This is a genomic window from Streptomyces sp. NPDC048277, assembly GCF_040652235.1.
Lineage (GTDB): Bacteria > Actinomycetota > Actinomycetes > Streptomycetales > Streptomycetaceae > Streptomyces.
On sequence record NZ_JBEZLQ010000008.1, the window covers coordinates 168,157 to 193,401 of the forward strand.

Annotated in this window: 21 protein-coding genes and 1 pseudogene; 7 read left to right on the forward strand and 15 right to left on the reverse strand. The window is 70.8% G+C overall.

Annotation, left to right across the window (positions count from 1 at the left end; all coding sequences use genetic code 11):
• Window positions 1-142: 142 nt before the first annotated feature.
• A complete protein-coding gene (locus AB0D85_RS19570; protein ID WP_362321981.1) occupies window positions 143-2,026 on the forward strand; it encodes a WD40 repeat domain-containing protein in 1,884 nt (627 codons plus the stop codon).
• A 40-nt stretch (window positions 2,027-2,066) separates the two neighbouring features.
• Here AB0D85_RS19570 and AB0D85_RS19575 read toward each other — a convergent pair whose 3' ends face one another.
• Window positions 2,067-2,216: a hypothetical protein gene (locus tag AB0D85_RS19575; RefSeq protein ID WP_362321997.1), complete on the reverse strand. Its 150-nt coding sequence runs from the start codon at window positions 2,214-2,216 to the stop codon at window positions 2,067-2,069.
• A 17-nt stretch (window positions 2,217-2,233) separates the two neighbouring features.
• On the opposite strand from AB0D85_RS19575, the gene AB0D85_RS19580 reads away from it, so the two are divergent.
• Window positions 2,234-3,313, forward strand: a complete 1,080-nt coding sequence (locus AB0D85_RS19580; protein ID WP_362321983.1) for a transposase — start codon at window positions 2,234-2,236, stop codon at window positions 3,311-3,313.
• Window positions 3,314-3,364: 51 nt separating this feature from the next.
• Here the strand turns inward: AB0D85_RS19580 and AB0D85_RS19585 are convergent, their stop codons facing one another.
• Window positions 3,365-4,156, reverse strand: a complete 792-nt coding sequence (locus tag AB0D85_RS19585; RefSeq protein WP_362321655.1) for a hypothetical protein — start codon at window positions 4,154-4,156, stop codon at window positions 3,365-3,367.
• A 405-nt stretch (window positions 4,157-4,561) separates the two neighbouring features.
• On the opposite strand from AB0D85_RS19585, the gene AB0D85_RS19590 reads away from it, so the two are divergent.
• Complete coding sequence (locus AB0D85_RS19590) at window positions 4,562-5,506, forward strand: alpha/beta fold hydrolase (protein WP_362321657.1); 945 nt, start codon at window positions 4,562-4,564, stop codon at window positions 5,504-5,506.
• Between the two features lie 109 nt (window positions 5,507-5,615).
• On the opposite strand, the gene AB0D85_RS19595 is transcribed toward AB0D85_RS19590, so the two are convergent.
• Complete coding sequence (locus AB0D85_RS19595; protein WP_362321659.1) at window positions 5,616-6,044, reverse strand: helix-turn-helix domain-containing protein; 429 nt, start codon at window positions 6,042-6,044, stop codon at window positions 5,616-5,618.
• Window positions 6,045-6,342: 298 nt separating this feature from the next.
• On the opposite strand from AB0D85_RS19595, the gene AB0D85_RS19600 reads away from it, so the two are divergent.
• Complete coding sequence (locus tag AB0D85_RS19600; protein WP_362321661.1) at window positions 6,343-7,218, forward strand: DUF3592 domain-containing protein; 876 nt, start codon at window positions 6,343-6,345, stop codon at window positions 7,216-7,218.
• Here the strand turns inward: AB0D85_RS19600 and AB0D85_RS19605 are convergent.
• The 4 genes from AB0D85_RS19605 to AB0D85_RS19620 are packed head-to-tail and all read right to left on the reverse strand — an operon-like array spanning window position 7,211 to window position 12,704.
• Window positions 7,211-8,467: a CHAT domain-containing protein gene (locus AB0D85_RS19605; RefSeq protein WP_362321663.1), complete on the reverse strand. Its 1,257-nt coding sequence runs from the start codon at window positions 8,465-8,467 to the stop codon at window positions 7,211-7,213. The two genes, AB0D85_RS19600 and AB0D85_RS19605, sit on opposite strands and share 8 nt — an antisense overlap.
• Before the next feature lie 17 nt (window positions 8,468-8,484).
• On the reverse strand, window positions 8,485-10,128 hold the full coding sequence (locus AB0D85_RS19610; RefSeq protein WP_362321665.1) for a hypothetical protein: 1,644 nt from the start codon (window positions 10,126-10,128) through the stop codon (window positions 8,485-8,487).
• A gap of 3 nt (window positions 10,129-10,131) precedes the next feature.
• Window positions 10,132-11,343, reverse strand: coding sequence for a hypothetical protein (locus AB0D85_RS19615; RefSeq protein WP_362321667.1), 1,212 nt, complete (start codon window positions 11,341-11,343; stop codon window positions 10,132-10,134).
• On the reverse strand, window positions 11,343-12,704 hold the full coding sequence (locus tag AB0D85_RS19620; RefSeq protein WP_362321669.1) for a hypothetical protein: 1,362 nt from the start codon (window positions 12,702-12,704) through the stop codon (window positions 11,343-11,345). Before AB0D85_RS19620 ends, AB0D85_RS19615 begins: the two co-directional genes overlap by 1 nt.
• Window positions 12,705-12,817: 113 nt before the next feature.
• Here AB0D85_RS19620 and AB0D85_RS19625 point away from each other — a divergent pair, with 113 nt between their 5' ends.
• The 3 genes from AB0D85_RS19625 to AB0D85_RS19635 are packed head-to-tail and all read left to right on the forward strand — an operon-like array spanning window position 12,818 to window position 13,984.
• Window positions 12,818-13,243: a hypothetical protein gene (locus AB0D85_RS19625; protein WP_362321671.1), complete on the forward strand. Its 426-nt coding sequence runs from the start codon at window positions 12,818-12,820 to the stop codon at window positions 13,241-13,243.
• Window positions 13,240-13,521 carry a hypothetical protein gene (locus AB0D85_RS19630; RefSeq protein ID WP_362321673.1) on the forward strand — a complete coding sequence of 94 codons (282 nt, stop codon included), beginning with the start codon at window positions 13,240-13,242 and terminating at the stop codon, window positions 13,519-13,521. Before AB0D85_RS19625 ends, AB0D85_RS19630 begins: the two co-directional genes overlap by 4 nt.
• 1 nt (window position 13,522) lies before the next feature.
• Entirely contained in the window at window positions 13,523-13,984 is a 462-nt protein-coding gene (locus AB0D85_RS19635; protein ID WP_362321675.1) for a hypothetical protein, read from the forward strand.
• A 45-nt stretch (window positions 13,985-14,029) separates the two neighbouring features.
• On the opposite strand, the pseudogene AB0D85_RS19640 reads toward AB0D85_RS19635, so the two are convergent.
• The 8 genes and pseudogenes from AB0D85_RS19640 to AB0D85_RS19675 all read right to left on the reverse strand — a co-directional run bounded on the left by AB0D85_RS19640 (window position 14,030) and on the right by AB0D85_RS19675 (window position 25,120).
• Window positions 14,030-14,846, reverse strand: a pseudogene (locus tag AB0D85_RS19640) (IS5 family transposase).
• A 799-nt stretch (window positions 14,847-15,645) separates the two neighbouring features.
• The gene (locus AB0D85_RS19645; protein ID WP_362321677.1) at window positions 15,646-16,611 is read right to left on the reverse strand and encodes a pirin family protein; all 966 of its coding nucleotides are present in this window, start codon (window positions 16,609-16,611) and stop codon (window positions 15,646-15,648) included.
• Between the two features lie 41 nt (window positions 16,612-16,652).
• Complete coding sequence (locus AB0D85_RS19650) at window positions 16,653-18,146, reverse strand: serine/threonine-protein kinase (RefSeq protein WP_362321679.1); 1,494 nt, start codon at window positions 18,144-18,146, stop codon at window positions 16,653-16,655.
• 223 nt (window positions 18,147-18,369) lie between these two features.
• Window positions 18,370-20,100, reverse strand: a complete 1,731-nt coding sequence (locus AB0D85_RS19655) for an RICIN domain-containing protein (RefSeq protein ID WP_362321681.1) — start codon at window positions 20,098-20,100, stop codon at window positions 18,370-18,372.
• A 39-nt stretch (window positions 20,101-20,139) separates the two neighbouring features.
• The gene (locus AB0D85_RS19660) at window positions 20,140-20,901 is read right to left on the reverse strand and encodes a carbohydrate ABC transporter permease (RefSeq protein WP_362321985.1); all 762 of its coding nucleotides are present in this window, start codon (window positions 20,899-20,901) and stop codon (window positions 20,140-20,142) included.
• Window positions 20,902-20,945: 44 nt separating this feature from the next.
• On the reverse strand, window positions 20,946-21,833 hold the full coding sequence (locus AB0D85_RS19665; protein ID WP_362321683.1) for a sugar ABC transporter permease: 888 nt from the start codon (window positions 21,831-21,833) through the stop codon (window positions 20,946-20,948).
• Between the two features lie 87 nt (window positions 21,834-21,920).
• Window positions 21,921-23,135, reverse strand: a complete 1,215-nt coding sequence (locus tag AB0D85_RS19670) for an extracellular solute-binding protein (RefSeq protein WP_362321685.1) — start codon at window positions 23,133-23,135, stop codon at window positions 21,921-21,923.
• 56 nt (window positions 23,136-23,191) lie between these two features.
• Window positions 23,192-25,120 (reverse strand): beta-L-arabinofuranosidase domain-containing protein, encoded by a 1,929-nt coding sequence (locus AB0D85_RS19675; RefSeq protein ID WP_362321687.1) that lies wholly within the window; start codon window positions 25,118-25,120, stop codon window positions 23,192-23,194.
• Window positions 25,121-25,245: the final 125 nt, after the last annotated feature.

The window sequence follows — 25,245 nt, forward strand, 5'->3', positions numbered from 1 at the left end:
CGCGGGTGCCGGCGTGCGGCGGTGGTTGCTGGCGTTGGACGCGGCGCGGTACGGGGATCTGGGTTTGGCGGCACGGATCGTGGCTGTCCCAGTGGACGGTGCGCCGGCGGCACGGTGGGGGGTGGAGTGGGCCACTGGCGGGATGGTCGGCCGCCACCTCTCGCGGACCTTGTCCGGTCACACCGACTCGGTGAATGCCGTGGCGACGGGGGTGTTGGAGGGCCGCCCGGTCGCCGTCACCGGCGGCGATGACGGGACGGTGCGGGTGTGGGACCTGGCCACCGGTCGGCCGGTCGGTGAACCCCTCACCGGCCACACGAACACGGTGTCGGCGGTGGCGACCGCGGAGGTGGACGGCCGTTCGGTCATCGTCACCGGCAGCGATGACGGGACGGTGCGGGTGTGGGACCTGGCCACCGGTCGGCCGGTCGGCCGGCCCCTCACCGGCCACACCAACGCGGTGCTGGCGGTGGCGACGGCCGTGGTGGAGGGGCGCCAGGTCGTCGTCACCGGCAGCACCGACAAGACGGTGCGGGTGTGGGACCTGGCCACCCACCAGCCGGTCGGTGAACCCCTCACCGGCCACACCGACACCGTGCTGGCGGTGGCGACGGCGGTGCTGGAGGGCCGTCCGGTCGCCGTGACCAGCAGTTGGGACGGGACGGTGCGGGTGTGGGACCTGGCCACCGGTCAGCCGGTCGGTGAACCCCTCACCGGCCACACCGACACCGTGCTGGCGGTGGCGACGGCCGTGGTGGACGGCCGTCCGGTCATCGTCACCGGCAGTGACGACGGGACCGTGCGGGTGTGGGACGTGGCCACCCACCGGCCGGTCGGCGAGCTTCTCACCGGCCACACACGCGGCGTGTGGGCGGTGGCGACGGCGGTGGTGGACGGTCGTCCGGTCGCTGTCACCGGCAGCTGGGATGAGACGGTGCGGGTGTGGGACCTGGCCACTGGCCAACCGGTCGGTGAACCCCTCACCGGCCACACACGCGGGGTGTGGGCGGTGGCGACGGCGATAGTGGACAGTTGCCTGGTCGCCGTGACCGGCAGCAATGACAACACCGCGCGGGTGTGGGATCTGGCCACCGGCCCGCTCGGCGAACCCCTCACCGGCCATACCGGCTCGGTGGAGGCGGTGGCGACGGCCGTGGTGGAGGGCCGCCAGGTTGCCGTCACCGGCAGTTGCGACGAGACGCTGCGGGTATGGGATGTGGTCACCGGCCAACCGGTCGGAGAACCTCTCACCGGCCACACTGGCGGGGTGCAGGCGGTGGCGACGGGAGTGGTGGACGGCCGTCCGGTCGCTGTCACCGGCAGCTGCGACAACACGATGCGACTTTGGGACCTCGCCACCCACCGACCGGTCGGCGAACCCCTCGCCGGCCACACCGACTGGGTGCTGGCGGTGGCGACGGCCGTGGTCGACGGCCGCCCCGTCGCCATCACTGGCAGCCGGGACGAGACGATGCGGGTATGGGACCTGACCACCGGCCGGCCGGTCGGCCGGCCTCTCACCGGCCACACCGGCCAGGTGCGGGCGGTGGCGACGGCGGTGGTGGACGGCCGTCCGGTCGCCGTGACCGTGGCTAGCAGTTGGGACGAGACGGTGCAGGTGTGGGATCTTGCCACCGGCCGGCCAGTCGGAGAACCTCTCACCGGCCACACCGGCTGGGTGCTGGCGGTGGCGACGACGGTCGTGGAGGGGCGTCCGGTTGTCGTTATGGGCAGCGGTGAGACGGTGCGGATATGGGACCTGGCCACCGGCCGGCCGGTCGGCCGGCCTCTCACCGGCCACACCGACTGGGTGCTGGCGGCGGCGACGGCCGTGGTGGAGTGCCGCCCCGTCGCCATCACCGGCAGCCGAGATGAGACGGTTCGGGTATGGGACCTGACCACACGTGAGCAGGTCGGCCCTGAGCTGGTGTTTCCCGAACCCGTGCATGCGGTGGCGGTGACGTCGGACGGTCGGCTGGTGGTCGGCTTCGGCCGGGAAGTCGCTGTCCTGGCCCCGCTGACCTGAGCCAGCCTTCCGCCGGTGGGATGCGCTCCGGGGCGGCACCTTACGCGCGCCGGTTCCCGGTGGACGATCCGCTGGACGTGCGGTGGCCGGTGGCCGAGCACCTGGCCGTGCGCCGCAGCGCGATCAGATCCCGGTCCACGTCGTCCAGGGAGAAGCACCGCTCAAGTTCCAGGCGGGTCGGCGCCTCCACGAACTCTCGCCAACATTCTGCGCACCGATGCCGCAGCTCACCGGACGCTCCCCGCGAACAGCGAACTCACCCAGGCCGTCGCCGTTTTGGCCCGCGCACAGCAGGACGCGGTCTGGGACCGCACGCAGGCGGGCAACAAACTCCCCTCTCACCTGCGTGAGTACTTCCCCGGCTACCTCGCCGCCGTTCAACCGATCCTCGGCGGACTGTGCTCGCCCCTCGCACGCGCGCTCCTCGCCGCCGCGCCCACTCCGGCCCGAGCTGCCCGGCAGACCACGGCCCAGCTGCGAGCCGTGCTGAAGCGGGCCGGGCGGCAGCGTGGCATCGAAGCCGGGGCGACACGTCTTCACGCGGCCCTGCGCAGCCCCCAGATGCGCCAGCCCCCGCTTGTCGAGGACGTGATGGGCCGTCGGACCATGACCTTGCTGCGGAAGCCGGATGCCGCCTGCACCAGCGCGGACGAACTTGCCGAAGCGGCGGTGGAGACGTTAGAGAGGCACCCGGATGCAGAGATCGTCACCAGCTTTCCCGGGCTCGGCTCGCTCACCGGCGCCCGGATACTTGCCGAGATCGGCGACGACCCGTTCCGCTTCGCGGACGCCAGGGCCCTCAAGTCCTACGCCGGAGCAGCACCGGTGACCCGGGCGTCCGGCAAGAGCACGTCCGTCAAAGCCCGCCGCATCAGGAACCAGCGCCTCGCCGCTGCCGGCTACATCTGGACCGATGCCTTCACCACTGCCTCCGCAACCGCGTCCGCCACGACGAGACCATCGCATTTCCCACCCGGCCCGAACCGGTCCTCCCGACCGCAGCTTGACTCCTCAACCGCATCGGATGTCTGCCCTGCGACGGACGAGGCACCCCGCTGCACGTCATCACGACTGCGGCCAACGTCAACGACGTCACCCAGACCCTCGTCCTCGTCGACGGCATCCCGCCTGTCGCCGGACAGCCCGGCCGCCCGCGCCCCCGGTGATCTCCCGCAAGGGTGCCCCGAACATCAAGGGCCCGGGCAGACTCCGCTACGTCGTCGAGCAGACCGTCGCCCTGCTCCACCAGTTCAAGCGCCTTGCCGTCCGCTGGGAACGCCGAACTGAACTCCACGACGTTCATGTCGTTGGCCTGCAGCCTCATCTGCTGAAGACGCCTCACGAGGTCCGGTCGCGACCGCGCACAAACTGCTGTGCCTGAAAGGCCGCGATCTCATCCGGTACCGAAAACTCTGAAGCACAGTCCGGACACGTCGTGCGGCCGAACAGATGGGTCAGATGGTCTGCCACGACTGGCTGCCCGGCCCTGAGGGCCAGAAAGTGCAGCCGAGACGGCAGCGGTGGCAGATCCGCGGGGGCCGCCGGGCGGACCCCGGTGAGTACGGGCTCCTGGCGGCCGAGAACGCGAAGACGTGCGTTCGGGTCCCGGCGGCGAGTGCCCCGGAGCGTGGAGGCGAGGTCGACCTCCAAGCTCATTGCACAGGAAGGGCACACCACGGGGTACTCATCGCGACGCAGACTGCGCCTCCATACAGGCACCCCCTCGAAAGCCAGAAGGTGCTCCAACCGGTACAGAAAGTCGTCTTCATCGCCCTCGAAGGGCCTTGCCTCCACCTGCTTCTGCGTCAGCTGCTGCAGCTCGTTGATCAAGGCCGGGTAACGCTCCTGGACGTAACCGGGCTCGTGAAGCTGCTGCTCCTCGACGACGATACGGCCGGCCAGCTCAAGAGCCTGCCGGCGACCGCCCCGCTTGCGACCGGTAGCGATCTCTGCCAGAACCGGCAGGGCGGCAAAGCTGGCCGTGTACACCGACCCCTGGTGATAGAGAGAAACCCACAGCTCCTCCCACGCCCCGTCAGCCAACTCGGGATCACCGACCTCGTCAAAGAGCCGCGGCAGGTCGGATGCGGATCCATAGGCGTGCTTCAGACGGGACCAGTCCAGTGTCATGCCCGCAATCATCCCAGCCGCATCCAACCCGCATGCCTCACCGATCTCGCCGCCAAGACCGTGTTATGAGCTCTTCGAGGGCGTTGAGTCCGTTTCTGATAGCGGCCGCGTCCGGGTTGTTCGAGGAGTCCTTGGCGGACGAGTCGTCCCAGGCGGGAGCGGGTGACGTTGATCGAGATCCGTTCCGTGCCCGCGCCCCCGTCATGTCCGCTACAGGTGCCAAGTAGGTGTTGTTACAGCCCTATTGGAGGGTGGGGCTTTCCCCCGGGGAGGACTGGAGTCAGCCTGTTGGCGTGGCCCTGGGCGTCGAACCTAGTCTCTGACGCATCGCCAGAAACGCGTCGCCTCAAGTGCGGTGTGACTGCTGGCATCCGATGCCGTTCCCCCGATCCTCTGGAGAGCCCCGTGTTCCGCACAACAAGGACCGCGACCGCCACGACCGCCCTGCTCTGCGCGGTGACGGGGGCCGCTCTCACCGGCCTTCCCCAGGCGTCCTCTGCTGCGGCCATGGGGCAGCAGAACCGCCTGGGCAGCCCGGAACCGGCCGCTGCGGCCACGGTCACGAAGCGCAGCGGCAGCCTGTTCACCGGTACCGGGAAGATCAAGGTCGGCGACCGGTCGGTGAACGTGTCGTGCACGGGCAGGCCGGCACCGCATCGGCCGGTCGTCGTACTGATGGCCGGCCTGGGTGACGGTCTGGACAGCCTGAGCGGCATACAGAAGACGCTCAGCGCGAAGGGCCGGGTCTGCTCCTACGATCGGCTCGGCGAAGGCGGGAGCGACGCACCGGCCGGCCCGCAGACCATCGACAGCACCGGAAAGGTGCTGACCGTTGTGCTCGACCGGGTAGCCGGCCACCAGCCAGTCGTCCTGGTCGGGCACTCCCTGGGCGGGCTGATCGCCGCCCGCTACGCCCCCGCACACCAGGACCGTGTCAAGGGCCTGGTCCTGCTCGATGCCACCCCGTCGACCATGGCCGCCGACCTCACCCGCATCGTCCCTGCGTCCGCGACCGGCCCCGGCGCCGAGGCTCGCGACGGGTACCTCGCGGTCAGCCAGGGACAGAACCCGGAGATGTTCTCCTTCGCCGACGCAACGGTGCGCTCGGCCGGTGACATCCCGGTGGAGGTCATCCGGCACGGGGTGCCGTACCTGGCTCAGTCCATCCCCACCTATGGACCGGCCCTGGAACGCGCCTGGGCCGACGGCGAGCGCGCCTGGCTCGCCCTCTCCACCAACAGCAGGCTGAGCGTCGCCACCAAGAGCGACCACTACATCTACGTCGCCCAGCCCGACCTCGTCGACCGGGCCGTACAGCACGTCACCTCGCGGGCCTCCGGCCAGTCCTGACCCTCACGCCCCTCCCCTGAGCGGGGACGAGCACTGGAAACGGAGAGGCTCCCTCAGCACGATCAGGACCGGCGCATCCTCGCCGCCGTGCGGCAGACCGCCGGCCCGGTCATGGCCCGGCAGGTCGGCGAGAGAGCGTGTCTGAAAGATCGTGTAAGTCCGTGACCGGCCAGCCGTGCGCCACCGGTCCTCTGGCCGGCTCGGCTTCGAGTGCGGCGAACGGGGCCTCGCTCAGCCGTGACGGCGAGGCCGGCCCCGCCGATCGCAGGGCCCGCGGTCCGCCCTTGTCCCAAGCCCGCCGCCACCACTGCACCGAGCGCACGCTGACCCGTAACTCCTTCGCGATCACCGAACTCGGCTCGCCGAGGGCGAACCGCTCGGCGGCCGTCATCCGGATGCCCTCGCGGAACTGCCTGCGCTCGTCCGAGATGGGAGGCAGACGTCGGTCCGGGCCTGGTCCGGATCTTGATCGTCTCTTTGGTGCCCGCGTGATGGCGGCTGTCCACGAACGACGCGACGACGGCGAACGCACGGGCATGCATGCGATTCCCTCGGGCCGAAAGTGGGCCGCGTGGACGGTTGTCCTGGTCGCGGGTCTCCCTCGCCCATGGCCCTGTCTGACAATGCGGACGGTAGGGGGCCGACGGCACCTACCGATCCCAGGTGGGGAGGACGTGGGCGTTCGCGATCGATGCGCCGGTTCGCATGACCCGGGCCCAGAGCGGTCGGTGCTGTGATGAGCTGGTGCCTCGCGTCGGTCGGCCGGATCGAAAGGGATGGTCGGCCCGGCCCGAACCTGGGATCGGTAGGAGTCACGGCAGCGAGAGCCTCGCCGTATGGACCTGCAGAAGATGCTCGGGCTGTGGTGGACGGTGCCTGCTGGGCTGGCGTTGGTGGGTTATGCGTGTTCGCTGGCCGGGCTGACCCGGCCGCAGCGGGCGGTGTGGGTGACGGCTCGGGTCGTGGAGGTGCATCCGCCGGGACACGGTGAGTCGGGGGAGCACGGGATACCGGTGACGATCGTGTACCAGGACCCGGGCACCGGGCGGGAGTTCAGGCTGCGGCACGAGAACAAGCGCGGCGACCGGGTGCTGGTGGCCTGGGTGGGGCAGGAGTTCCCGGTCCGGTTTCCGCGGCGGCGGCCGGAGCGGTTCTATCTGATGCTGGACAGCGAGGGGCGGACCTCCGGGGTCGGCGGCCCGAACTGCATGGTGTTCCTGCTGGTGTTGGGTCTGGTCGTCCAGTCGTTCTTCGCGTGGGGCTGGCAGTGGGGTCTGATCTGCGTCGGTGGCCTGCTGCTCCTCGTCGTCGCGCTGAGCCGGGACGGTGAGTACGCTCGCGCCCGCGCCGCCCAACTGGCCGCGGGCGTCACCGTCCAGGGGCGCGTGGTCGCCGTCACCAGGGACCTCCACTCCGACGGCGAAGGCGGCGAGACCGTCAGCCACGCTTCCGTCGTCGCCTTCACCACCCACGAGGGCGTCGAGGTCACCGCGCTGTGCACGCAGGGCATCCGGAACATCGCCAGGTCCCTCGGCCGTGACATCCCCCTGCGTTACGCGCCCGCCGACCCGTCCCTCCTCACCGCCGACCCCGACCACGAACGCCGTGAGCGCACGTCGCACATCTGGTTCGTCGTCTCCCTGCTGGTCACAGGGACCGCCGCGATCGGGGTGGGCGGATACTGCCTCCACCACCCCTGGCCCTTCACCTGACGATGCAGGTCAGGGCCGCCCAGAGGAGGGGCGAGTGCTCGATCCGGCCGTCGGCGCGCCACCGGTCGAGCTGCTGTCGCTGCCAGGCGCCGAGATGCCGGACCGGGTCGTCGTCCTCGTGGGCCGCGTCCACGGCGACCACGGCCTCCGTGAGCGGCCGTACGGACTCCGGCACACCGGCCAGGCGGTGGAAGGCGAAGCTGGTGGGGAGCACCCAGCGGGTGGCGGTGACCAGGTGGGCGCCGTTGTGGATCATCGCCGTCGCCAGACCGAAGGACTCGGCGAAGCGGAGATCGCCGCCGCTCTCGCAGGCGATCAGCGCGACGCGCGGCGGCGCGGGCCAGAGCTGAGCGCCCGGCACGCCGTCCGCGCGCAGCGGGAGCGTGCCCAGGAGAAGGTCCTTGGCGGACAACGGGCGGTGGGTGCGCACCGGTTCGACCATCCCCGTCGTCTCCGGGCCGCAGCACAGATGGAGGGTGACGTCCTCGCTCTGCCCGCCCTCGACGGGGGCGCCGCTGACGTGACCGACGTACATCAGGCGACGGGCACCCTTGCGCAGCGCCTCGCCCAGCCTGCCGCGGTCGAGATCGGTGCGGCGGAAGGCCTCGGCGGGGGTGGCGACGGACGGTACGACGGTGCCCGCGTCGAGCCTCCGCTGCACGAGGGACAGCAGCGCCGGGTCGGAGCCGGGCTGCCCCAGGACCGAGCCGAGCGCGGAGCCGGCGCGGAAGCCGGGGACACGGGGGTCCAGGACGAGAACCACGGCGTCCGAGTCCGAGTCCGGGTCCTGATCGGGTGGGGTGGTGCCTGCCCGTCGTAGCGATGCCGGTGCCGTGGTGGCGATGTCCACGAGGTCGATCAGCCGTACGTCGCCGTCGTCACCGTCACCGTCCACGGCGAGCAGCTCCCACGGGACCTGGGCGACCCGGGGCGACGGCTGGAGCCGCATCAGCGGACGGCCCAGACGAGCGGACACCTGGCGGATCTGGTCGGTCAGGCCCGGCGGCCACAGCACCTCGGCCAGCATGCGGGAGAGACGGCGCTCGTCCCCGTACGTGGCCAGCGCGCCGGACTCGAACGCGCGCCGCATGCCTTCCGTGCCGCCGCCCGGCAGCTCGGCGGCCAGCGCGCGGATGGCCTCGTCCACGTCCGGCCCCGGGGTGTACCCGGTGCCGAAGCCCTGGGCCCCACGGGCCCACGTCCAGGTCATGTGCAGGTCACCGGCGTCGGCGAGGCGGACCTGGACCACCGGACGGTTCGGGTCGGTCAGAGCGTCGGCGGACAGAACGGCACCTCTTCCTCGCTCACGATCCGCCGGTGATAGCGGAACTCGGCTGCCTGGACGTACTCCTGGAGCGCGGTACGGCCGCCCGCCTCCGCCGACATCACGATCTTCGGTGGCTGCGCGACCCGCAGGCCGACGGAGGCCGCGGCCTCGGCCGCGATGCCGCCCAGCGTGAAGGGAGCGCCGTCATCGGGCGCGTACGTCTTCATGGCGGCGTCCGGGAAGACCGCCGCCGCCCTGTCGGCGGTGGACGTACGGCTCAGCGCCAGGGAGGCGCCCGCGCACCGGTGTTCCACCAGCTCGAAGATCAGCCCCTGGTCGTTGCTGCGGAGGGCCAGGCGGAAGACCAACCGCATGGCGTCGTCGGCCAGGTGGAGCCACTGGCTGCGGGCGTGGGCGGTGGCGAAGTCGTAGCGGGCGGCTTCCAGCGTCAGGGCGGCGGGCAGGGCGAGGGAGAGCGCGTTGGCGATCGAGGCACGCTCGTGGACGCCGTGGTCGGTCCGGTTCAGGTTGTCCTCAAGGGTGCGCGCGAGCATCAGGTCCACCTGGGCGCACCGCTCGTACACCCCGCGCTCCTGGTACACGTCCCGCGCGCCCTGGGCGAGCCGCTTCATCTCGTCGATGTCGCCCCGCTCGTACGCGTGCCGGGCGCCCAACAGCATGGTGTCGGCGGCGGCGACCGCGGCACCGACCTGCTGGAAGCGGGCCAGGCTGGACGCCGTCAGCGCGGCGGCGCCGACCGCGTCCCCGCGGTGTGCGGCGATGGCGGCACGGGCCTGTTCGCAGACCGCCAGGTCCTCGGACTGGCCCTGCCGTTCGAAGATCTCGGCGGCCTCCGCGTACAACTCCTCCGCGCGGTCGAGGTCGCCGGCCTGCAGCGCCGCGTACGCCCGGTGGGAAAGAACCTGTTGGCGCCCCGCGTGGTGGCCCAGCGCCAGATAGGCCTCCTCCGTGCGGGCGAAGTAGTCCTCCGCCTGCTCGAACCGAACGGTCGAGGCGCAGACGACCCCCAGACAGTCCAGCAGATACGGCTCGGCCAGGGGCGCGTCGGCCAGCAGCGCGCAGGCCAGATCCTCGGCCGCGCCCCACGCACTGCGGTCCATCAGCAGATGCACCCGGCCCAGACCGATCTCGGCGGTGCGCAGCCCCTCGGGGTCGTCGAACTCCGACAACAGGGCCGTCGCCTCGTCCATCGCCTCCTGCGCCTCGTCGAACTGCCCGGTCCTGCGCAGCAGTTCGACCCTGGCCAGCAGTGTCTTCAGCAGGATCTCCAGCCACAGCCGGCGGCCGTTCGGTCCCATCGGCACGGACGCGATGCCCCGCACCAGGTCGAGGGACCGCCCGATGGACAGGGCGGCTCCGGGCAGATCCGTGGCCGCGAGCTGAACCGTCCCGATGTCGGACAACAGGTGCCCACGCAGAAGTCGTACGTCGGGAGAGTCCTCGAACGACTCGGCCACGGCGAGGAGTTCACCGTAGACGGCCAGCGCTGCCGGGAGATCCGGGGTGAGTTGATGCTGTTCGGCGAGCGCGAAGCCGCTGTCGAAGGGCTCGCCGTAGCTGAGCGCCACCGCCTGCTCTTCCTGTTCCGCCACGTCCTGCGGGTCTTCCAGCTCTTCCGGCATGGGCTAGAAGTCCTCCTCCACGGCAGCGGCAGCCGCGATCTCGGCGAGGAACGGGTCCGGTTGTGCGGCCTCGCCGTCATGCGGTGCCGCCGCGACGCCGAGCCGGTGCCGGGCCAGGGCTCGTACCGCCTCACGTGCCGCACGGTCATCGGCGCCCGGTCCCGGGTCGAACCCCGGCAGCAGGACGCCGACTTCGATGCTCGGTGTCGTCGAGGCCGGGATGTCCAGGTCTGCCCGGCCAGTCCACACGTCGTCCCGCCTGGTCAGCGGAACGCGGTGCGGCGGGCCGCCGTCCACATGGACCTCCGCCGCGAGGTGCACCCCGCCCGCGGGGGCCGCGACGTCGGCGACGACCTCGACCTCGATGCGCCGATCGGCACCGCGCGCGTACGCGGTCCAGGACACGGCCTCCTCGGCCGCGTCGACGAAGCCGGGAGGATAGCGGCACCAGTCGTTGGTCCCCGAACCCCGGGCGACCACGCGTCCGTTCGCGGTGCGCAGATCACCTGCTGCGAGGGCGAACTCCTGCTGCCGTACGAAGAGTTCGGCGAGGTCGAGCGGCGTGGCGGTCGGCCTGTGGTCCTGTTCAAGGGCCGACCGGAGGTGCCGTAGCGCAGCCCCGTCCAGCCCGGCGTTGTCGGCCGCGTCGTCGATCAGCCGTAGGACACCGTCCAGTTGGCGGGGTGGGGCCGCCGACTGCCGCCAACGGATCAGCGGGTCGAGCCCGGCCAGGTGCTCCTCCAGCAGATCGGTACCCTCCAGCTCCCCTGACTCGTCGAGGAGTTGCTGGCACTCGTGGGTCAGCGCGGCCAACTCCAGGCCCAGCACGTCCGGTTCGAGTGCGGGAATCCCGTCCAGGTGCGACGTCGGCCACCAGCGGGCCGCCCAGTGCCCGAGGGCGAGGCGGGCGGCACTCTCGGCGAGGGCGGTCGGCCGCTCGGGCAGCGTCAGCTCGGCGGCCGGCGCTCCCGACCCGACGGCGTCGACAGCGGCGGCCGTGGGCTCGCCGTATACCGCCCACAGCCACTGCTGGGCCTGCCCCACGTCGTGGATCTCCGCCGTCGGCAGACCTGTCGGTCCGAGGACGGGCCAGGTCAGGACGGCGCCCGCGACGTCGAGAACGGCCCGGGTGAAGGGGGGACCGGCGGCGGGTCCCGCGATGCGCACGGTGTTGCCGTCCTCGGCTCGCGTGACGGCACAGCGCCGTTCAGGCATCACGCGCTCCTCGGCTCGGCGGCGGGCTCGACGGTCGCCGACAGGGTGCGCAGTGCCGTACGGACTCGTGCGCGGTGGTCCATCATCACCGAGCGGGCGACCCCGTCGAGCACGCCCCAGGCCGATGCCGCGTCGGACAGTGCCGCGTCGCGGACGTCGCGCCCGTACAGCCGTACCCAGAGGCGCCGCATGTACGCGGCCCATGGGGTGCGCAGGTCCTGGGCGAGGGCGTTCAGCACACCGCCGTCCGGGTCGGGGCGGGGGGAGACGGTCATCCTGCGGGCTCGGAGGACCGAAGCCTCCCGCTGCCAGCGGCTGTTGACGATGCGGTGTGCCGCCGTCGACCCCGCCACGGGGGGCCCGGCGCCCAGCGGATCGAGGCCCACCGCGAGTCGGCCGCCGAGCACGACGGTGACGCGCAGGCTCTCGTCGCACAGGCCCAGCGGGGCACAGCTGCGCTCGACCTCCCGCCGGACGAGCTCCGGCACGGTCGGCAGCTGCTCGCGGTGGGCCGACGTCTGGAGCACGGTGAAGAGCCGCTCGAAGAGCGTGCGGTCGAACGGCGCGGGGAGTGTGGCGGTCGAGGCGCTCCGGCCGACCTCGGGGCGTGGGGGCACGCGGTGCGCGGTCAGCCCGAGATGCGGGGGTACGTCGGCGCGGTCCCAGACGTCGGCCGGCTGCGCCGCCCACAGGGCTCGCCCGAGCAGGCTGCCGTGCCCGGCCCGGACCATGGCGGCGAAGGCCGATGAATCAGCCCCCGCCGCACCGCAGGCCTCGAGAACCTCGGCCGCCAGGCCCGTATCGGCGGCGCCCTGTACCGCTTCGCGTCCGTGCCACGCCGCTGCCAGCCCGGCGTCGAGCCGGGCGCGCCGGGCGGCGTCCGCCAGATGCTCCTTCAGCGCCTCCACCGTCCGTCCGCCGGAAGCGTCCACGACGTCCTCGAGCACCGCCCTCGCCACCGCGTCCGCGCCGGGCCCCGGCGCCCCGTGCTCGGTCGCCAGCTCGAAGCACCGCTGGAAATACAGGTCTTGTGGGTTGCCCGCCACGATCCCCAGTGCCCGGCGGGTCCTCTTCAGCAGAGTGAACCACTGTGCCGTCGCTTCCAGAACCGCACCGGACTCCCGTATCAGCGCGTCGAGTCGCTCCGCCTCCCGCCCGTCGAGGAAGTCGGCGGCGAGCTCCGGGCGCAGCGCGGGCCGGACGATCAGCGGCAGCACGATCAGCTTGACCGTCCGGGTCAGCGGCGCGCCACCGGGCCCGCTCAGCGCCCGGGGACCCGGCCCGAGGCCGCGCCAAGCCCTGTCGATGACCATGGCGCGCGGACGGCGCTCGCCGGTCGACGGCTGGCTCGGGGACGGCATGGGCAGAGCGTACGTCCCGGGGGAACCGGCGGTCGAACCTGGGATCGGTAGGCGCTGTCCGCCTCCTAACGTCCACACCACCAGGCAGAACGGACCGGAAGGGCAGGCACAGCATGGGACTCTTCGGCAAGGGCAAGAGCCGCGAGGAGAAGGCCGCCAAGATCGTGGAGCAGGTGGCCGGCGGCAAGGGTTTCTACGGCCGGATGACGCGCGCGGCGCTCGGCGGCGAGGACTACGCCAAGGTCCAGCAGTCGATCGGTGCGTACAACTCCGTTGCCATGGTGGGGCAGTTGCTTGCCATGGGAGTGCCGACGACCCCCGCCGTCGTCGTGTCGATCAGCGACACCGGCAAGCTGGTCAACCACGACCCGGTCGTCGACCTGGTCCTCCGGCTGACCGGGGTCACCGCCGACCCGATCACGATCCAGACCATCGTGTCGAAACTGCGCATCCCCCGCGCCGGTGATGAGGTACTGCTGATCGCGGACCCCGCCAACCCCGGCGGTTACCTCTACGCGGGAGACGGAGCGACGCTGTGACGACACCGCCGTACGAAGTGCTGGCGAACGACACCACCCTGCTCACCTTCGACGGCCGGGTGCTGGAGTTGTTCGGCTACGGCGATGCGCACCGCCTGCATGTCTGGCAGGAACCCCGGCTGGAGTTCGGCACCGGCCGCAAGCCCAGGATCGAGATCATCATCGGGCAGCCGGGAGTGCCCCGCCACTCTTTCCCCTACGACCCGGAGCGCCTCGACGCCCTGCGCGCCTTCGCCGTGCAGCTGGCGCGGGGCGTGGCCGAGAGACCGCGGCTCTGACGTGAGCGACGGGGAGAACGGCCCCGCGCCGACACAGGTGTCGAAGGTCGGTCCCTGGGCAGCCGCCTGCATGTACCTCTTTCTCGTGGCGCTCGGGCTGTTGGGACCGTTCCTGATGGTTCTCGGCGTCTTCGCCGGCCAGGGTGTGGTGGTCACCGGCGTGGTGTGCACGGTCGTCCTCGTTCCCTTTGGCTTCGTCGTGGGGCTCACCGTCGCCGCCGAACGGAGGCACAACCGGCGGCTCGACGCCTTCGGGGTTCCGGCGACCGCGGAGATCACCGAGCTGACCGAATGGGACACCGGGGATGACGGCGGTGCCGTGGTCGTCCTGCGGGTCAGCGGGCCGGGCTTCCGGACGTTCGAGGTCACGTGGAAACGCTCGCAGCATCCCGCCCTGCGCGTGGGCCTCCGCCTCGACGCCGTGGTCGACCCGCCCGGGAACCTGTTCCGTGTCGTGCTGTGACGAAGCCGACGCGGACCACAAGCTGTCCCAACTCCTGGAGGCGGCCTACCGGATGGCCGATCTCCTCACAGCCCCGTCACGACTGGGGCGCTGTGTAGCGGTGAAGGCGAGGAAGTGTTCCGGCTTGCGCTCGTAGCGGCGGTGGAGGCGTCGGCAGCCGGACAGCCGGGAGACGGTCCGTTCCACAACCCAGCGATGCCGGCCCAGACGCCGGGATGACTCGGCGCCTTTGCGGGGCAGGCGGTGCCGGATGCCGCGGGGGGACAGCCAACGCCGCAGGTATCGGTAGTCGTAGCCCTTGTCCCCGTGCAGTTTGCCGGGTTTGCGGCGTCGGGAGCCGCGGCGTGAGCGGATGGGCGGGATGCCGTGGACCAGCGGGATCGGGGCCTGGCTGTCATGGAGGTTCGCCGCGGAGATGCCGATCGACAGAGGCAGACCGCTGCGGTCCACGATGAGGTGGATTTTCGAACCCTTCTTGCAGCGGTCGGCCGGATTCGGTCCCGTCAACCGCCCCCTTTGAGGGCCTGGACACTGACGGGGTCGATCGCGCACCGCGACCAGTCCGGTCGCCTCGGGGGCCGAGTTCGTCCAGGACCAGGTGGTGGAGCTTGGCCCACACACGGGCTCCATTCCATTCGGTGAACCGGCGGAAGGCGGTCACTCCCGACAGTCCGAAGCCCGGTGGCAGTTGGTTCCAGGCGCAGCCCGAGGTGGCCACGAAGATGATCGCGGCCGGAGCCTCGCGATCCCCTCGCCGCCGATGCCCTCGGCCCTGTGGGCGTTCCGGAGCCGGCGGCACCACCCGCTGGAACAACTCCCACAGGTCTTCCGGCGCCAACCGTTCGACAAGCGCAGCAGCCATCACCCCGGACTGCCGCAAGATCACACCAACCGAAATGGCGTCTAACTGAGCGATGTGCCGTAATTTCCGACGTCAGTTGAGCCCAGACCCTTGCCGCGGTCCCGGGCGGTGCTCGTGCCTCCCGGGCGTAGTACCGCTTCGGTAGCCTTCACGAGACCCTTGATCAGATGGAGGTAGCGTGCGGGCCTGGTACTGGTTCATTGGCACGGGGTTCATCGTCGTCGCGTTCTTCTACTCCCTTTGACCGTGAAACCGTGAGGGCTGCTCTGTAGCCGCTGGCCACGAGAGATGATCTTGCCGTGTCTGGTGTGATCACGGCGTCGGAGTCCTCCTGGACAGCCCCGTACACCGGGCTGGGCCCGATTACCAGACACAGCCTGGCTCGTCGAGATTCTGACTATGGTTGCTGCACTGCGGAATTTGTGGAACCTGTACAAAGGGCCGTCAGGTGGCTCAATGATCCGTTGTGACCTTCGAAGGTTCCTCGATCAGTTCGGCGTCGGGCGGTAGCGTCATCTCGCTCCGTCTTGCCGACGCCCGTAGCCGGACCTCAGCGGAGCTGAGCTCATCGCACTGCCGCAATCTGACTACTCGTCAGTAAAGTCAGCATTGGGTCAGCATTGGGTCAGCATTCGTGCTGGCAAAGCTGCCCGCAGATGCTCACACCCTGGAATGGCGAAGCCCCTCGGAGGTGCCGCCGCAGGGGTCTCCAGGGGGCTTGCGTCAGTGAACGTCATGGTGGGGGTGGACGGTCGGGCGACTCTGGGGGCCTGACGTCAAAGGCTTGCGTCGTGCCTGGTCAACGCGCCCGCCCGCGTGGCTTGAGAGGGGTCTCGGGCAGGGACGGCGCGCGGAGCGGAGCCCCGTCGTACCCCTTCACCTCACCGAATCGGGTGCCCTTCTCCCAGTCCTCCCGGGCCTCGACGATCTCGTCCTGGGAACGGGCGACGAAGTTCCACCACATGATCAACTCCTCCTCGAACGGCTCGCCGCCGAGGAGCATGAGCGCCGCGTCCGACTCGGCGCGCAGGGGGAGTTCGGAGCGGCCGCAGCCGAGGTAGAGCATCGAGCCCGGGAGTACCGGAACGCCGTCGACGTGCACCTCGCCGGACATCGCGAGGACGCCGTACTCGAAGTCGGGTTCGAGGGGCAGCCGCAGATCCGCCCCCTGCGTGAGCGTCAGGTCCGCGCCGACGATCGGGGTGAACGTCGTGCCCGGCGAGGCCGAACCGTCGAGGGAGCCGAGGATGACCGTGGCGGTCAGGCCGGGGGCGGTCACCTTCGGCAGGTCGGCGTGGTGTTCGAACTTCGGGTCCGTGTGCCGGTGGGAGTCCGGGAGGGCCACCCACAGCTGCGCCCCGTGCAGATAGCGGGCGTGCGACTTGGGGCTCTCCTCGGAGTGGCTGATCGCCCGGCCCGAGGTCATCAGCCCGAGCTCGCGCGGGCGGATCGTCTGCAGACTGCCGGTCGAGTCGCGGTGCAGCACCTCGCCCTGGTGCAGCCAGCTCACCGTCTGCAGCCCGAGGTGCGGATGCGGCGGCACCTGCATCCCGGGCTCGTCGGCGATGTCGTCGGGACCGTAGTGGTCGACGAACGCCCAGGCACCGATCATGCGGCGGCCGAGGTTCGGCAGCAGCCTGCGCACCTCGGTCGACTCACCGAGTTGCACGTGGCGGGGGCTCAGCAGCTCGCGGACGGGTTCGGCGACGACGAATCCGCGGCCGCCGCACACGCTCGGTACGGGCGCGCGGTCAAGGTTGCTCATGCCGCCAAACTTAGCGGCCTCGGGTCCCGGTTGCCGAGCGGTCAGCCGGTCGTGCGGAACCCGTCCCGCACGTTGTCGAAGACCGGCCGGTAGGTCTCCCACTTGGCGTCCGGCGCGGAGAGGTAGATGTCGTACTCCCGGCCGCCCTCCCTGCCGTAGCCCAGGTCGATGGCGCGGAAGACACGGGCCCGGCCCTGGAAGGTGAACTCCCAGATCGCGGCCGCTTGTCCGCGGAAGGCGGTCCGCTGCATCCGCAGCCTGCGGTAGGTCGAGTAGTTGACCCTGGTGTTGGCCTCGATGTCGGCGAAGTGCGTGATCGGGTTCGCGCCGGCCGGCTCCACCGTGCCGATGGTGACGCCGGCCAGACCGGTCGGGTCCTTGTAGGTGACCTCGTCGGTGGCCCGGGCGCCGGCCGTCCAGCCGTCGGGGACCGGGAAGGAGACGCCGAGCTCCTTGTCGCTGACGAGGTGGTAGCCCTGGGGGAGGGGAGCGGGGGAGGCGCTCGCCGCCGTGGTGGCCACGTGCTTCTTCGCGGGGGTGTGCCCAGGCGCCTGCAGAAGGGTCACGGCCGTCACCGCGGCCGCCGCGAGGGCCACCGCTCCGGCCGCCAGGGCGAGCCGGCGGCCACTCCGGGCGCGCCGTCGGCGCCGACCGCCCTGCGCCGGTACGGGCTCCGCCGGCTGTACGGCCTCCGTCGGCCGTACCGCCTCCGTCACCGCTCCCGACCAGGTCGCCAGCAGCGCCCGTTCGGCCTGCCCGGCCGAGGGCCGGTCCGCCGGGTCCTTGGACAGCAGCAGCTGGACGAGCGGCTCCAGCGGGCCCGCCTGTTTCATCGGCTCGACGGGGTCGGTGACGATGGCGTACGCCGTCTCCATCGCCGTGTCGCGCCTGAACGGCGGCCGGCCCTCCACCGCCTGGTACAGCGTGGCCCCCAGCGACCAGAGGTCCGAGGCCGGTCCCGGTGTCAGCCCGCGCAGCCGCTCCGGCGCCATATAGGCGATCGAGCCGACCATCTGACCCGTCCGGGTGAGCGTCGAGGACCCGGCGGTCAGGGCGATGCCGAAGTCGGTGAGGACGACCCGGTCGCCCGGGCCGAGCAGTACGTTGCCCGGCTTGACGTCCCGGTGCAGCACCCCGGCGTCGTGCGCGGCGCGCAGGGCGGCGATCATGCCGAGGCCGATCCGGGCGGCCTCCTCGGGCGGGAGTGTCGCGCCGCCGTCGAGCAGGTCGGCGAGGGTGGGCGCGGGGACGTACTCCATGACGATGCAGGGACGGCCGCCGTCGTCGACCACGTCGTGCACGACGACCACGTTGGGGTGTACGACCCGGGCGGCGCTGCGGGCCTCGCGGCGGGTGCGCTCGTAGAGGGTGGCCAGTTCGTCTTCGGACAGGTGCGGGCGGGGGTGCAGCTGCTTCAGCGCGACCTGCCGGGCCAGCACCTCGTCGTCGGCCCGCCACACCGTGCCCATGCCGCCGCGGCCGATCCGCTCGGTCAGCCGGTAACGGCCGGCGACCAGCCGTCCTTCGTCCGACACCGCCCCGTCCTCCGCCAGCTCTGTCCGCGTTCGATCAGTCCCGTCACGATAACCGCACGTTCCTGATCACCTGCGGTGATCTGCCGATGACCGACCCCGCCCTCCTGTGAAGGCGGGGTCGGCCGGCCCTTTTCGGCTGCGAATCAACAGAGGTGGGCTGCGCGGTCCAACGAATGCAGGTCGCCGTCCCGCGCGCATGTGCTCGGGTTCACTGTGGCGTACGTCAGCGTGCCGTCAGCTTCCACAGATGGTCGGCGGTGCCGTTGTCGTCCCACTGGAGGACCTGGGCGCCGGACGAGGTGCTCATGTTGTTCACCCCGAGCAGCAGCCCGCTGTTGTAGTTGGCGATCTTGTAGTAGCCGTCGCCGGACGGGATCAGCTGCCAGAGGTGGTCGGCGGTGCCGTTGTCGCCCCAGATCAGGGCCGTGCCGCCGTCGGAGGTGCCCGCGTTGGTGATGCCGAGGAGCAGACCGCTCGCCTGCTGCTGGATCTTGTAGAGGCCGCTGCCCGCGGCCACCAGGGTCCAGTTCTGGTCGGTGCCCGTGGTGGAGGTGGCCTGGACGACGGCGGTGCCCTGGGCGGTGCCCGCGCCGCTGGTGTCCAGGGCGAGGCCGCTGTTCTTGTTGGTGATCTGGTACCGCCCGGCGAGCGAGGTGGCGGTGCCGCTCGGGGTGACGGTCAGGTGGTAGCCGTCGGAGGCGTTCATCGTGACGGGCACGGTGATCGAGCCGCCGCTGACCGTGTAGTCGGTGTCCGAGATCGTGACCGGCCCGGAGACGGCGGTGGTACGGCCCTTGGACGGCGTGTACTCCAGCTTGACGTGCACGGTGCTGCCGAAGGCCGACAGGGACGACAGACCGTTGACGGTGACGGCACACGAACCGGTGCAGCCGCCGGTGACGACGCTGATCTGGTTGCCCGCGCTGTTGAGGGAGGCGAAGCCGTCGATGCCCGTCTGCGCCGGAGGCGTGGTGACCAGCATGTTCCCGGACATGGCGCCGTACCACTTGTAGAGCCAGTACGCGCCGTTGGGCGAGCCGCCGGTGTCGGTCAGGGTGTCGCCGAGGGTGCCGTAGTGGTTCCAGAAGGCGAGTTCGGCGTCGTGCACACCGGCCCGCTCGAACTTGGCGGCATAGCTCGCCAGCGGTCCGGGGACGCCGACCTCGCTGGTCGTGCCGTACTCCTCGATGGCGATGGGGCGCGCGCTGATCCCGAGGCTGGTCTCCAGGGCGCGGTAGGCGGCGACATGGGCGGCGATGTTCTGCGAGCCCTGCAGCTCGTGCCACGAGACGATGTCCGGGACCGTGCCGCTGGCCTTGGCGTCGGTGAGGAACGTGCTCATCCAGCTCTGGTTCCAGGCCGAGTAGCTCGGGCCCTGGATCGGCGTGCCGGAGTCCTTGGCGCGGACCTCCTTGTACGTCGTCGCCCACCCGGAGTCGAAGCTGCCGGCCGCCGAGGTGTCCCAGGTCCAGTCCGGCTCGTTCCACAGCTCGTACGCGGCGATGTTCGTGGCACCGGAGGACTTCACCGACGCGACCTGCTTGTCCACGGCGGACAGCCAGTCGCTCCAGCTCACCCACTTGTAGGGGAAGTCCGGATACCAGTCCGGCATCCGTACGACGACCTTGGCGCCGGCCTTCGCCGCCTCGGGGGCGACGACCAGGGCGTCACCGCCCGGGGTGGACTCGCCGTTGGGCAGCTGGCTGCCGCCGGGCGCCATCTGTACGAAGGTGTTCGGCTTGAGCGGCTCGACCAGGCTGTCCGCCGGGACGCTCGCGGTGTCCAGGCCGTACAGGCTGCCGGTGGCCACGTGTGTGACCGGGCGCAGGGTCTGGTTCGCGCTCACCACGAGGGTGGTCGAGGACGTCGGCGCCGCGTGGGCGGGCGCGGCGGTGCCGAGGGCGGCGGTGAGCACCACGGCACCGAGGGTGGCTCTGAGGGGTGTGCGGCTCATGGCATGGATCTCCTCAGGAATAAGGGAGTTGGGGGAGTGTCAGTCCTTCACCGCGCCCGCGGTCACGCCCGCGGCCACATAGCGCTGGGCGAGGACCAGGAGGACGGCCGCGGGGACCGACGCGACGACGGCGGTGGCCATGATCGCGTTCCACTCCTGGTTGTTGTTGCCGATGTACTTGTAGATGCCGAGGGTGATCGGCTTCCAACTGCCGCCGCCGTCTAGGGTGTTGGCGAAGACGAAGTCGGACCAGGCCCACACGAAGCCGAACAGCGAGACCGTGACGATCGCGTTGCGGCTCAGGGGGAGGACGACCGACCGGAAGGTGCGCCAGGTTCCGGCGCCGTCGATCCGGGCGGCCGAGATCAGCTCGCCGGGGATGCCCGACATGAACGCGGTGAAGATCATGACGCCGAAGGGCACGGCGATGGTGGAGTCCGCGATGATCAGCCCCCACCAGGAGTTCAGCAGGCCGAGGTCCAGGAAGATGCCGTAGAAGCCCATCGCCATGACGATGCCCGGGATCATCTGGGCGATCAGCAGGGCCAGGCTCAGGGCGCCGCCGGCGCGCGGCCGCAGCTTCGCCAGCGAGTAGCCGGCCGGGGCGGCGATCAGGAGCGTCAGGGCGACCGTGCCGATCCCGATCAGCAAACTGGTGCCCAGATAGGGGAGTTGGTCGTCGAGGACCGCCCGGTAGCCCTCGAAGGTCGGGTGCAGCGGGAGCAGGTCCGGCGGGTCCTTGCGCATGTCCTGCTGCGGGGTGAGGGACACGTTGAGCATCCAGTACACCGGGAACAGCATCAGCGCCGTCAGGAAGAGGCCGATCAGGGTGTGGCCGCGCGACTTCACGCCTCCTGCCTCCTCTGGACGCGGACGTACAGCAGGCCGAAGACCAGCGCGATGAGGATCAGGATGTTGCCGACGGCCGCACCGGGACCGAACTTGGGCAGCAGCGTGCCGAAGCCCAGCTGGTACGACCAGGTCGCCAGGGTGGAGGAGGCGTCGCCCGGACCGCCCTTGGTCATGATCCAGATCAGGTCGAAGACCTTGAGCGTGTAGACGAGCCCGAGCAGCAGGGTGATCGCCGACACCGGGCGCAGCAGCGGGAAGGTGATCCGGCGGAACTGCTGCCAGGCGCCCGCCCCGTCGAGCGCCGCCGCCTCGTACAGCTCGGCCGGGATGTTCTGCAGCCCGCTGTACAGGATGACCAGGTTGAAGGGGATGCCGATCCAGATGTTGGCGACGATCACCGAGGTCAGCGCCCAGTCCGGCGAGGTCAGCCAGCCGACCGGATCGACCCCGAGGAAGTGCAGGAAGTAGTTCACCACCCCCGACTCGCTGTTGAACATCCACGACCAGGTCGACGCCGACACGATCAGCGGCAGCAGCCAGGGGATCAGGAACAGCGCCCGGAGCACGGTCGACAGCCGGAAGTGCCGGTTGAAGAAGACGGCGAGGGCGAGACCGAGCACGTACTGGAAGGCGATCGACACGAAGGTGAAGACCATCGTGTGCCGCATCGCCGGGCCGAAGGTCGGATCGTCCAGCACCGTCCGGAAGTTGTCCCAGCCGGAGAAGGGCGCGTCCCCCGCCACGAAGGACCGCACGGTGTAGTCCCGCAGACTCAGATCGAGGTTGCGGTAGAGAGGGTAGGCGTAGAAGGCGGCGAGATAGGCGAGAAGAGGGAGGACGAAGGCAAACGCGGTCAGCCGGCTCCGAAGCGCGGGGGACATGCGAACTCCCAGGTGTGAATCGCCCCGGCAGGGGCGCGGGGAACTGCGCGACAAGCCCCCACCGACCCGCAGATGAACAGCCACCGGTCAGCCCTTGCCCGCCGCAGCCTGCGCAGCAGACAGCGCGTCCTGCGGGCTCTTGCTCCCCGACAGCGCCGCCTGGACGGCCGTCCACATCGGCTGCGAGATGGTCGGGTACTTCGTGCCGAGCCCGCCGCTGGTGCGGCCCCGGGCCGCCGCCACGGCCGCCACCCAGGGCTTCAACTCCGCGTTCTTCGCGACCTGTTCGGTCTGCACGGTGGCGGTGGGCGCCACATACATGAGCGTGGTGTCGGTGGCCAGCAGGTTCGTGGAGCTGGTCAGACAGCCGACGATCTTCTTGCTGACGTCGTAGCGCGAGGTGTCCTTCTGCACGGGCACGGTCACGAACTCGCCGCCCGTCGGCACCGGCGCCGAACCGCCGTTCTGCCCGGGGATGCTGACGACCCCGTACGGGAACCCGGCCTTGTCGGCGTTGCCCAGCTGCCAGGTGCCGTTCTCGCTGAACGCGTAGTCCCCGGTGGCGAACTCCTGCCAGCTGGTGGTCTGCGTGTTCTGCAGCACGTCCTTGGGCGCGTACCCCGCGTCCACCCACTGCTTCCACAGCGCCAGTGCCGCGACTCCACTGCTGGAGTCGAGCTTGGTGAGGTCGCCGCCCGCGCCCCAGAACCAGGGCAGGAACTGGAAGCTGCCCTCCTCCGTGTTGATCGCCGAGAAGGTGATCCCCTTCTTCCCGGCCGCCTTGACCTTCTTCAACGCGGCCGTCAGCGACGCCCAGTCCTTGACGGAGGCCGGGTCGACCCCGGCGGCGGAGAGGACCTTCTTGTTGTAGTAGAGCGCGAGGGTATTGGCGCCGATCGGCACACCGTAGGACGCGTTGTCGATCGTGCCGGCCCCGATGATGTTCTTCTGGATCGACGAGGTGTCCAGGCCGAGGTCGCTCGTCTTGTTGAGGATCCCCGCCTCCACCAGCGTGGAGACCACCGGGTTGTCGACCAGCATGACGTCCGGCGCGTTGCCCTGCTGCGCGGCCAGCAGCGCCTTGTTGCCCAGGTCGGTGGTGTCGTAGGCGGTCCGCTTGAGCTTCACCCCGGCCGCGGTGCCGCACGCCGTGACCCGCTTGCCCCAGTCGGAGGAGGCGTCGAACTGCGGGTACGGGTCCCAGAAGGTGTACGTCCCGCCGGCCGAGGACGACGATCCCGAGGAGCCGGAACCGCCACCACAGGCGGTGAGGGGGAGAAGAGAGGCGATGGTGACGGCCATGAGGGTACGGCGGGTGGGTATCACGGGGTGACCTCGTTGTCGTAGGACGGGGTGTTTCAGGAGGTGGGGAGCCAGACGCGCATGCTGCCGTCCTCGCGGTTGGCCCAGACGTGGTACGGGATCGCGGTCAACTCGACCGGCTCGCCGTCGGGTTCGGGACCCTCGTCGGTCGCGGGGGCGTACGGCCACCAGCCCCGCTCGGGGATCCGGCGCCGCCGCCCGGCGGCCACCACGGTGGTGACACCGCCGAGCAGGTCCGGACGGTGCTTCACGGCCAGCGGCCGGGACGGGTCGAGGACGATGTCGTCCAGACCGCCGCCCGGATGGTCGACCTGCTCCAGGCAGTGGACGAGCGGTCCCCGCTCGATCGCCACACAGCCGCGGACGGCGTCCACGCGCGGGTCGGCCGCGGTCAGCCGGGGTTCGAGGCCGAGTTCGAGAAGCACCCGGTCGCCCGGCGCCCAGGTGCGCGTCAGCCGCAACCAGCCCTCCTCGACAGGGACGTCGGACCGGTCGTACGACTCCGGGCCGCATCGCACCCGGAACTCACGGCACCACTGCGGGATGCGCAGCGACAGCGTCCAGGGGCCGTCGGCCGGGGTCTCCTCGACGGTGAACGCGACGGTGCCGTGCCAGGGATAGTCGGTCTCGGCGCGCACCCGGACCCGGTCGGTCGCGTACACGCCGGTGACGAACTGGTGGATCTGCAGGCCATGTTCGTCGCCAGTCGCACAGTAGTGCTCCAGGCTCGCCAGCAGCCGCATCACGTTGGGCGGGCAGCAGGCGCAGCGGAACCAGCGGGTACGGCGGGCCGACTGGTCGCCGCCGGCGTCGGTGTGGCCGTCGCGGACCTGGAGCGGGTTGACGTACAGCCATCGCTCGCCGTCCAGCGCGACCCCGGCCAGGAAGCCGTTGAAGAGGGTGCGCTCGATCAGGTCCGAGTAGCGGGCCTCCCCGGTGAGCAGGGCCAGCCGCCAGCTCCACTGCACCGAGGCGATCGCGGCGCAGGTCTCGCAGTAGGCACGCTCGTTGGGGAGTTCGTACGGGTCGCCGAAGTCCTCCTGGTCGTGGTGCGCGCCGAGCCCGCCGGTGAGATGGGTCTTGGTGGTGGTCATGGCCCGCCACAACCGCTCCCCCGCGGCGCGGAGTTCGGCGTCCCCGGTCTCCGACGCCAGGTCCGCGGCCGCCGCGAGCAGGTACAACTGCCGTACGGCGTGGCCCTCGACGTTCGTCGCCTCGCGCAGCGGGACGCGGTCCTGGCAGTAGGCCTCGCCGCCGAGCAGGCCATGGCCGTGCCGGTCCACGAAGTAGCCGGCCAGGTCCAGATAGCGGCGCTCGCCGGTCTCCCGGTACAGCTCCACCAGGGCGGTCTCGATCTCCGGATGGCCGTCGATGCCGTCGATGGGCTTGCCGCTGCCGGGAAGGCCGAACACCGAGTCGACGTGGTCGGCGAACTTCCGGGCCACGTCCAGGAGTTCGGGGCGGCCGGTCGAGCGGTGGTGGGCCACGGCCGCCTGGATCAGATGGCCCGCGCAGTACAACTCGTGCCCCCAGCGCAGGTCCTGGTACCGCTCACCGCCCTTGACCAGCTGGAACCAGGTGTTGAGATAGCCGTCCGGCTGTTGTGCGGCGGCTACCAGGCCGACGATCCGTTCCACGTCGCCGCCCGGCAACTCGCCGTCCCCCTGGGCGAGTTGCCAGGAGGCCGCCTCCAGCCACTTGTAGACGTCCGTGTCGACGAACGGGTACGCGCCCCGGAACTCGCCCTCGTCCGTGCCGGCGGCCAGCCGCAGGTTGTGCAGGTTTCCGGCGGACTCCAGCAGATCCGGGCCCTGGGGGAGGGAGACCCGGGCGTTGGTGGTGCGGCGGTCGTGCCAGAAGCCAGCGCCGATGGTGACGGCCGCCGGGCGCAGCGCGGTACGGGCGTCGGGGGTGAGACGGACCGGGCCGACGGGGGAGGGCAGGGCGGAACGGGTGCGGGGCATGGCTCTCCGGGGGGAGGAGGGGGCTGGGGATGAGGCGGGGCTGGGCATTTCGAAATGTCGAACGTCGTCTGGAATGCGGGACGCGTGATGAGCGACCCTTTTGAGCAATCGTTTTGAGCAACCGT

What these genes read in the sequence shown, in the direction of transcription:
- AB0D85_RS19585 (WP_362321655.1), bottom strand. Translation starts at nt 4,156, where the DNA reads ATGACACTGGACTGGTCCCGTCTGAAGCACGCCTATGGATCCGCATCC.
- AB0D85_RS19615 (WP_362321667.1), bottom strand. Translation starts at nt 11,343, where the DNA reads ATGCCTGAACGGCGCTGTGCCGTCACGCGAGCCGAGGACGGCAACACC.
- AB0D85_RS19660 (WP_362321985.1), bottom strand. Translation starts at nt 20,901, where the DNA reads ATGCTGTTCCCGGTGTACTGGATGCTCAACGTGTCCCTCACCCCGCAG.
- AB0D85_RS19600 (WP_362321661.1), top strand. Translation starts at nt 6,343, where the DNA reads ATGGACCTGCAGAAGATGCTCGGGCTGTGGTGGACGGTGCCTGCTGGG.
- AB0D85_RS19595 (WP_362321659.1), bottom strand. Translation starts at nt 6,044, where the DNA reads ATGCCCGTGCGTTCGCCGTCGTCGCGTCGTTCGTGGACAGCCGCCATC.
- AB0D85_RS19610 (WP_362321665.1), bottom strand. Translation starts at nt 10,128, where the DNA reads ATGCCGGAAGAGCTGGAAGACCCGCAGGACGTGGCGGAACAGGAAGAG.
- AB0D85_RS19665 (WP_362321683.1), bottom strand. Translation starts at nt 21,833, where the DNA reads ATGTCCCCCGCGCTTCGGAGCCGGCTGACCGCGTTTGCCTTCGTCCTC.
- AB0D85_RS19620 (WP_362321669.1), bottom strand. Translation starts at nt 12,704, where the DNA reads ATGCCGTCCCCGAGCCAGCCGTCGACCGGCGAGCGCCGTCCGCGCGCC.
- AB0D85_RS19655 (WP_362321681.1), bottom strand. Translation starts at nt 20,100, where the DNA reads ATGAGCCGCACACCCCTCAGAGCCACCCTCGGTGCCGTGGTGCTCACC.
- AB0D85_RS19625 (WP_362321671.1), top strand. Translation starts at nt 12,818, where the DNA reads ATGGGACTCTTCGGCAAGGGCAAGAGCCGCGAGGAGAAGGCCGCCAAG.
- AB0D85_RS19675 (WP_362321687.1), bottom strand. Translation starts at nt 25,120, where the DNA reads ATGCCCCGCACCCGTTCCGCCCTGCCCTCCCCCGTCGGCCCGGTCCGT.
- AB0D85_RS19570 (WP_362321981.1), top strand. Translation starts at nt 143, where the DNA reads ATGGTCGGCCGCCACCTCTCGCGGACCTTGTCCGGTCACACCGACTCG.
- AB0D85_RS19645 (WP_362321677.1), bottom strand. Translation starts at nt 16,611, where the DNA reads ATGAGCAACCTTGACCGCGCGCCCGTACCGAGCGTGTGCGGCGGCCGC.
- AB0D85_RS19670 (WP_362321685.1), bottom strand. Translation starts at nt 23,135, where the DNA reads ATGGCCGTCACCATCGCCTCTCTTCTCCCCCTCACCGCCTGTGGTGGC.